This window comes from Streptomyces antarcticus (assembly GCF_026627255.1).
GTDB classification, from domain to species: domain Bacteria; phylum Actinomycetota; class Actinomycetes; order Streptomycetales; family Streptomycetaceae; genus Streptomyces; species Streptomyces antarcticus.
Genome location: NZ_JAPNLM010000034.1, coordinates 22999 through 29279 on the forward strand (window position 1 = coordinate 22999; position 6281 = coordinate 29279).

4 protein-coding genes are annotated in these 6281 nt (G+C 72.5%); 1 reads left to right on the forward strand and 3 read right to left on the reverse strand.

Annotated features, from left to right (window positions below; genetic code table 11):
- Positions 1–41 precede the first annotated feature (41 nt).
- The gene (locus OTB16_RS33955; RefSeq protein WP_267726059.1) at positions 42–2861 is read right to left on the reverse strand and encodes a TIR domain-containing protein; all 2820 of its coding nucleotides are present in this window, start codon (positions 2859–2861) and stop codon (positions 42–44) included.
- An 85-nt stretch (positions 2862–2946) separates the two neighbouring features.
- On the opposite strand from OTB16_RS33955, the gene OTB16_RS33960 reads away from it, so the two are divergent.
- Complete coding sequence (locus tag OTB16_RS33960) at positions 2947–3543, forward strand: hypothetical protein (protein ID WP_267726060.1); 597 nt, start codon at positions 2947–2949, stop codon at positions 3541–3543.
- A gap of 49 nt (positions 3544–3592) precedes the next feature.
- Here OTB16_RS33960 and OTB16_RS33965 read toward each other — a convergent pair whose 3' ends face one another.
- Entirely contained in the window at positions 3593–4771 is a 1179-nt protein-coding gene (locus OTB16_RS33965) for an ADP-ribosylglycohydrolase family protein (RefSeq protein WP_267726109.1), read from the reverse strand.
- 807 nt (positions 4772–5578) lie between these two features.
- Positions 5579–6025, reverse strand: a complete 447-nt coding sequence (locus OTB16_RS39740) for a hypothetical protein (RefSeq protein WP_420717851.1) — start codon at positions 6023–6025, stop codon at positions 5579–5581.
- Between the last annotated feature and the right edge of the window lie 256 nt (positions 6026–6281).

The following is a 6281-nucleotide window of genomic DNA, read 5'->3' on the forward strand; positions in this document are numbered from 1 at the left end:
CGCTGGCACCTCCGAGACGTGGGACCGGCCACGGTAAGGCTTCACGGCTGAGGACGGCAGGGGGCGCTCACCTCCAGGTCCTTCAGGTAGCGGTCGTACTCGCCCTGGGACAGTGGCTCCGGGGCGAGGGAGCAAAGGATTTCGTGCCACGATGCGAAGTTGATTGCGTGGCGCGCGAACGTCCCGTCCTCCCGGAGCGACAGGACGTTCCCTCCGGGACCGGAGAACAACTTGATCGTTTCTTCACTCTCGGCGGTCCAGCCCGGTACGGGCCAACTGCCGACCGCGTCGCCGGAGGCGGTGTCCCAGAAGTGGATTCCCGACGAGGCACCGTTCCTGACGCGCTGCATGAGGAGCCTGGAGTCCCGGCTGAACACCACGGTCGAGTCGCCGTACTGCATTCCGGCCGAGCTCGTCGTCTTCCGTCCGGTTTCGACGTCGATGATGGTGATCACGCGGTCCCCGTCGATGACCGCCACCCTCCCGGCGTCGTGGCTGAGGGCGAAGGCGACCGGATGGGTGCCGAGTGCGTACGCGTGGGTCCGCTCAAGACGGTTGTCTCCGGTCCAACGCCAGACGGTGACGTCGTCTCCGCTCATGACGGCCACGACTGCCCCGGCCTGAGCCGCGTCTGCGGGATCCTTGAACTCACCGAGGTCCTGACGGGTCTCCCACGAGCGGCTGTCGAGCAGCAGGAATCTTCCGGACACTCCCAGGACGACGTGCACGCCGTCCGGCATGAACCACATCGGTCCCTCGTCGGAGAGTCCGTCGACGGTGCGAACGGGACCCACCTGAGCACCCGTACGCGGATCCCAGAGGGACAGCTCCGTTCCGTCGGTCAGGGCCGCTCGGCTGCCGTCGGCGTTGACGGTCACGTTCGAGTCGTAAATGGCGACCTTCCGTGCAATAGATCCTGCTCGTTGGATGCCGCTGTCTCCATCACCGACCGTCCAGAGTTCGGTGCGTTCGCCGGCCAGCCGTACTCCCACCCTTCTGGTGGGCGTGAGTTCGTCCGGCTTGACCTGGTCCTCGTTCGGAAGGTTCTCGCCACCCTGCCCGATCCGTGCGGCGAAGAGGGAGACGGCCCCGTTCTCGGCTGCCGCGGCCACCCATGTGCCGTCGGAGGATGTCGCGACGGTGAGGACGGGCCACGTGAACGACCCGAGGGCGCGCTGTCGCCGTAGGGCGGAGTCGTACGTGACCACGGACTGGCCGTCCGAGAGGGCCATCATCTGCTGGGTGTCGCTCGGCATGGCGACGGACCGCGTACCGGTCGAGCTGGCGGGCGTGGGCTGCCTGTCGGCGAGTTCGGCGATGCGCTTGCCCGTGATGAGGTCCCACAGCTCGTCCTTGCCGCTTGCCTTCCCGCCGAGCACGTAGGCCCGTTCGCCGCGGGGGGAGAGGACGGCTCCTCGCGAGTCCTTGAGAGCGGGTATCGAACGCGGCGTACCCCACGTCTTCGACGCGGGGGTGTAGTTCCGTACCGTGCCGGTATCACCGGCGAAGGTGACGAGCTGATTCGAACCGTCGAAGGCGAGTGCGAGACCGTTCGAGGCGGCCGGTCCTTCCATCACCACGTCGCCCGTCCCGGTGTCCCAGACGCCGAGGTGCTCGTCGTCCATGGCCGGGGTGTAGTAGGTCGCCGCCAGCCACCTGCCGTCCGCCGACAGGGCGTGCCCCTGTAACCGCTTGAAGGCATTGGACAGTTCCCTGCCATCGCTGGCGGAGATGGTGCGCAAGAGCCTGGCCTGGTGTGCGTCCCACAGCTGGATCTGGTTGTAGGCGGTCTCCATCATCAGCAGTCCGCCGTCGCTGCTGAATTCGAGGGCACCTCCGTTCTGGGGCCCTTGGGTGGGCAGCGACTGGAGGGACGTGCCGGTCCGGATGTCATAGACCGCCACCTCGTCGAAGTCGACGTAGTAGGCGAGGGTGCTGCCGTCGGGGCTGATCGCCACCTTGGCGTTGGGGACCGTACCCGCCCCTCTGTAGTCGCTCACTCGTTCGCGTCCGGCCTCGAAGTGTCGTGCCACTCCCTCGTTGGCCCCCACGGCCCGCGCCATGGCCTGAGCTGACTCACTGGTCGGCTGCACCGCTTCTGCGTACAAGGCCAGTTGAGCCGCTCTGCGCGGGTCCGTCTCGGCGATTTCGAGGGCGCGGGCCGCGAGGGCCTGGGAGGCGGAACGCTCGGCGCGGTCGATGGCCTCCCCCCGTTGCTGCCATGCGAAGAGGCCTGCCACCAAGGAGATCGCGAGGAGGGCGGAGAGCGTGATCACAGCGCCGCGCAGGAATCGTCTGGCCAGACGGTGCTGGCGGAGGTCCTCGCCGTCCAGTTCGTCCTTGGTGCGGCCGTGGAGCGGGGCGGCGAGGGTGGCGACGGCATCACGGAACTCGGCGTGACGCAGTGAGAGGTTCTGCGCCGTGCGGAAGGCGGTGAGGTCCACCCACAGAGGTTCGGTACGGAACGCGCCGCGGAGGATGGGTGGCAAAGCGGTGGTGACGTCCCAGTCGAAGTCACCCGTGGCGTTGTCCCATACGAGGGTGCCGCCGCTGACTGCAATGAGGAGCCGTTCCACGGGTCGGTGGGTGATCCAGAAGTGGATCTCCTCCCGGACCCAACGGGACTGCGCCGCCTCCGGAGAGGCGAGGTAGATGAAATAGCGGGACCGTTCCAGCTCCTTCATGATGGACCCGCCGAGGTCGCTGTTGGCCGAGAGGCTGGTGGTGTCCCGGAACACGTTGATCACCTGACGGCGCGTCCACGGGCGCGCGAGCCTCTGCAGCCCTCGTTGGATGCCCTGCGCCAGAGGGACGTCACGTTTGTGGCTGTACGAGATGAACGCATCGCGTTCGTGGTCCATGGCTGCCCCCCAGGTCGCCGGCCCTTGTGCGGTTGCACGCAACTCGTAGGGTTACACGAAGGGTTCACCAAGCGGAGGGGTCGATATGGCGTTGCGGCGCAGGGGCAGGCGCGGCGGTGGAGGGTTTGGGCCACAGGAGATCACGGTCAAGCTCTCCATTCCGTTCGTCGGCGAGATCAGCGGTGTGTGGGAGCCCGTGGACTCCGAGCGGGAGGCAGCCTGGGAGCTGTACGTGGAGTTGGCCACCCGGATCTCCGTCGTCGAGCTCGGCGAAGACGAGGGCTTGCTGCGGGAGGCACTGTCGTCGCTCTACACGGTTTTCGGTACGACCAGGGAGATCCTGCGACGGTACGGGCCTTCGGTCGCCCCGCGTGTCGCGCCGGGACACGTCACCTTCGGCCTCCTCGCCGTCAACGTGCTCAACCTTTCGATCAGGCCGCTGCTCAGCAAGTGGCACCCTCTGCTCACCGCGCACGAGGCGACGCGGGGGGACCATGTCGACCCCGTCTCGCACGAACGCCGCTGGGCACGGACGCCCGAGCTGCGCGAGGAGATCAACACCGTGCGCGGGGTGCTGCTTTCCCTGGCTGAATCCCTCAACGAGGTGGCCGGTGTGGGGGATCTGATCACGGCGCGGGTGCCGAGGCAGGCTCCGGCTGAGGAGGCCGTGGAGACCCCGTAAGGGGCCGTGCGCGGGCCGTTGCTGCGGGTGCGGTGGGATCGGGCGGCCGTCAGCCGCGGGGGTAGCGGGACAGCCAGCCGGGGGCCGAGCCGGCGGGGCCGTGGAGGGACGGGCCCTGGGTCAGCTCCAGGCAGAAGTCGTCGGCGAGTTCCAGGACCGTGGCGCGGCCCTCCAGCTCGGTGAGCCAGGCGGCCGGGAGGGCCGTCTCGCCGTGCTGGGCGCCCAGGAGGGCCCCGCAGAGGGCGCCGGTGGCGGCGGAGTCGCCGCCGTGGTTCACGGCGAGGCGCAGGCCGTGCGGGACGTCCTCGGCGACCAGGGCGCAGTAGACGGCGATGGCGAGGGTGGTCGCGGCATCGTCGGTGCCGGTGCCGGTGCCGTCGGCGGGCTTGTCGCGCTCGGTGCCGCCGCCCGTGCCGGTGCCGCCGCCGAGGGCGGTGGCGAGGGCGGTGACGGCCCCGGGGCCGGGCTGGCCCTGGGTGACGGCCGCCATCGCGCGCTGGAGGGCGTCCGTGACGGGCTGGTGGGCCGGGCGGGCGCCGAGCAGGCCGAGGGCGCGCTGGACGGCGGAGTCGAGGGACTCGCCGCGCGTCAGGCCGTGCACGATGACGGCGCAGGCTCCGGCGGCGAGGTAGCCGGTGGGGTGGCCGTGGCTCTGCGCGGCGCATTCGACGGCGAGTTGGAGGACGAGGGCGGGCTCCCAGCCGACCAGCAGCCCGAAGGGGGCCGAGCGGGTGGCGGCGGCCGAGGTCAGGGCGGTGGGGTTCTTGGGCCGCTCCAGCGTCGCGAGCACGCCGTCGGCGAAGCCGGTCAGGCAGGCGCGGTCCGGGCCGCGGCGGGCGTAGAGCCACTCTTCCTGCGCGAGCCAGCCGTTGTCCTTGCGCCGCTCGTCCGGGCCCCAGTCGCTCTGGGTGGCGGCCCAGCGGAGGTAGGCGCGGTGGACGTCGGTGGGCGGGTGCCAGGCGCCGGTGTCGCGGCGTACGTGCGCCCGTACGAGGCCGTCCACCGTGAAGAGGCTGAGCTGGGTGCGGGCGGTGACCGCACCGCGGCGTCCGCGGTCGGCGGCGGGCGCGAGCAGGCCCGCCGGGCCGTGGGCCTCGCGGATGCCGTCGAGGGAGAGGGCGGCCACGGGCGCGCCGAGGGCGTCGCCGATCGCGGCGCCGAGGAGCGTGCCGCGTACCCGGCTGCGGAAGTCCTGCTGCTCGGCGCGGCCCCACAGCCCGGTGACGATCCCGCGCCCGGAGGTCCGCCCGGCGGCGGGGTGGGGTATCGGGGGTGGTGCGCCCGCGGGGGTCCGCGGGGCCTGCGGGGCCTGCGGGTTCCGGCCTTCCGGGCCGGGAGCGGTGCCCGGGGCGGCGGGCGGTCCCGGGGGGTTCGGGCCCGTGCCGGGCGGGCCCGCGGCCGTACCCGGGCCCGCGTCGGCGGCGGGCGGTACCGGGCCGGCGGGTATGCCGGCGGCCGACGTGCCGGGGCCGGGGGCCGGTCCGGGCACGCCGGGCCGGGCGTCCGGTCCGGGCAAGTCCGGGTCCGGCGGGTGCGCGGCGAGCGGGCCCGCGCCGAGGTCGAGACCCGGGGAAGTGTGATCGGGGCCCAGCCCGGACCGGACGGCGGGGCCGAGCACGTGCAACGCGCCCGGCGGCGGCGGGACGGGCGGGGCGGGCGAGGCGTGCAGGACCGGCGGGACGGGTGGGACCGGCGCCACGGGTGGGACCGGCGGGACGGACGCGGCGGCCTGGGCGGGGGATGGCGCGGGGTGCGGGACCGGTGCGCCCGTACTCGGAGCGTGGCCGGTTCCGGCCGCCTGTTCGTCCGGGCTGCCGCCGCCCGCAGGGCCCTGGCTCGTACCCATCACTTCGTCCACCCCCGTCACCATGTCCCCGTCAACGCGACCGTTCACCCGCGCGCAGGTGACCCGAACTGTAGTGGACAGCTTCGGTCAATTCCGGAAGGTGTCCGGCATGCGACCCGTAGGCACAGCGCGAACGGCCGGAATGCGAATACCCAGCTCGGACCGGACGGTTCGGCTCCGGCCGCGGGTTCAGGGACAGCGTTCCTCGAGCTTCACCGTGCCGAAATCCAGCTTCGTGTCGGTGCCGGTCTTCGTGCCGGGAGCGGGAGTCTGCGTACACACCCGCCAGTTCCGGTCGAGGACTTGAAGGCGGTTCTTGCCGAGCGCGTCGTGCGAGGTCAGCAGGAAGAAACCGGCGGCCTGGGCGCCGTCCTGCGCGGACTGGAGGACCATCCCCACGAAGCTGGGCACGGCGGCGGTGGCCGGGGCGGGCGGTGGTGCGGGGGCGGCCGGGGGCGGGGTGGTGCGCTGCGCGGTGGGCGCCGCGGGGGTGGGCGGCGCGGCGGGCGTGGAGTCCACGATCTTGTCGGGCACCGGTTCGCTCGTGACCGGTGCGCAGGCGGCGAGGCCGAGCAGCGCGGCGGCGGCGACGAGAGCGGTGGCGCCGGGGAGGGTGGTACGGCGGTGTGTGTGCATCGGGCCATGCTGTCGGCGCAAGGGCCGTCGGGTACGGGGAGTGACCCGTTCGTGACGAAGCGGGGGCGCGGGCGCGGCCCGTGCGGGAACGCCCCGGCCGGGGCCCCGGTGCGACCCCCGGGTGCGGCGCCCCCCCCCCCCCCCCCGGGGGGGGGGCCCCGCCGCCGTTCGTGCCGGCACCCGGAGGGGTCCCGCCGGCTCAGGCCCCGGGAGGCTTCTCCGGGGCCGCGGCGACGGCGTGCTCCTCGTCGGGGGT